The sequence below is a fragment of the Marimonas arenosa genome, from assembly GCF_030848945.1.
Taxonomy (GTDB): Bacteria; Pseudomonadota; Alphaproteobacteria; order Rhodobacterales; family Rhodobacteraceae; genus Marimonas; species Marimonas arenosa.
In genome coordinates this window covers 1-315 of sequence record NZ_JANHAX010000015.1, presented here as the reverse complement: position 1 = coordinate 315, position 315 = coordinate 1, and the positions used below count along the sequence as shown (strand labels likewise).

General features: G+C 52.7%; 1 protein-coding gene. It reads right to left on the bottom strand.

All coding sequences use genetic code 11. The features are described 5' to 3' along the window. Positions 1–315: hypothetical protein (locus NO357_RS21290; protein WP_306737776.1), on the bottom strand; the 315-nt coding region annotated here is incomplete at both ends.

Genomic DNA, 315 nt, shown 5'->3' with positions numbered 1-315 from the left:
CCAATGGAATGGCGGAACTGTAGGTCTCATAGTCGATGAAGTAGATCGGATATGCAGCCTTGTTGAAGAACTGCGCGATTGCCGCGTGGTCGATGATTGGCTGCCCCAGGTGCGCAGACCTTAGAACGAGAGTTTGTTTCTCAGTAATTTCGTCCAGCCCGATCTCATCAAGGTCAAAGCGCCCATCCGCGACAAAGCCCTCAATCTTAGCTTTGCTGATCCTTGGCAGGCTGTAGATTGACGGTGTTGGGACCGTTGGATTGAAGTAGCTGAAGCTGTCGCAGTGGTTTGGTTTCGTCTGGCACAGGCACGAGC